Below are 934 nucleotides of genomic sequence, written 5' to 3' on the forward strand. Positions count from 1 at the left end.
GGGATGAGGAGGGAGGGGGTCAGGAGGCGTCGGGCGGTGTGATGCGAGCGAGCACCTCGTCGACGGCCACCTGAGTGCCTGCGGGGGCGAGAATCTCGACGGTGCCGTCGATCGGTGCGGTGAGGGAGTGCTCCATCTTCATCGCCTCGACGATGACGACGACGTCGCCCGCCGACACCTCGGCACCATCGGCCACCTGCACGGCGATGACGGCGCCCGGCATCGGGCTCGTGATGTCACCACCCGCGCTGGCCGCAGCCGACGACCGCAGGCTGACGTGTGGTGCCTCCTTGAGCGAGAACGTCCCGTCGGGTGAGTCGACCCAGACCGTGCGGGTACTGCTCTTGTCGCTCGAGATCGCCGTTCGGTACGTGCGGCGTTCGCCATCGGCGTCGATGACGAATCGTGTTGTGCCGTCGGTCTCCTCGCCCTCGATGACGACGGCGAGCCGCGTTGTCTCCCCGTCGCCGCGGGCCGCCGTCATGGAGGCGGGCACGTCGCGGCTGATCGTGACGTCCTCGCCGTCGCGGTGGTGGGTGAGGGCGACCTCGACGATGCCGCTCGCATCCTCACGCGGGTCGGTGACGGCGAAGCGGGCGCGCCGAGGGCTGTTGTGGCCGGTGCGCCATCCGTCTCGCCCGGCCCACAGGTCGCCACCGCCGGCGAGCCCCAACGAGGCCGACGCTGCGGCGACGAGCACGCCGTCGGGCGCGGGGGTAGCGACGTAGTCGGCGACGCGCGCGTCGAGCAGGCCGGTGTCGAGGCGCCCGGCGATGACGTCGGGGTCGGCGAGCAGGAAGCGGCAGAAATCGATGTTGGTCACGACGCCGCCGATGTGCGTATTCGCCAAGGCCGCGTCGAGGCCTCGCAGGGCGGACGCGCGGTCGGGGCCGTAAGCGATGACCTTGCTCAGCATCGGGTCGAAGTTGCTGCC

General features: G+C 71.0%; 1 protein-coding gene. It reads right to left on the bottom strand.

The genetic code is table 11. The annotated features are described in order from the left end of the window. Positions 1–19 precede the first annotated feature (19 nt). On the bottom strand, positions 20–934 hold a 915-nt coding region (locus AX669_RS05005; protein ID WP_304438403.1), incomplete at its 5' end, for a biotin/lipoyl-containing protein.

This window comes from Dermacoccus sp. CCH2-D9, from assembly GCF_001556795.1.
Lineage (GTDB): Bacteria > Actinomycetota > Actinomycetes > Actinomycetales > Dermatophilaceae > Dermacoccus > Dermacoccus nishinomiyaensis.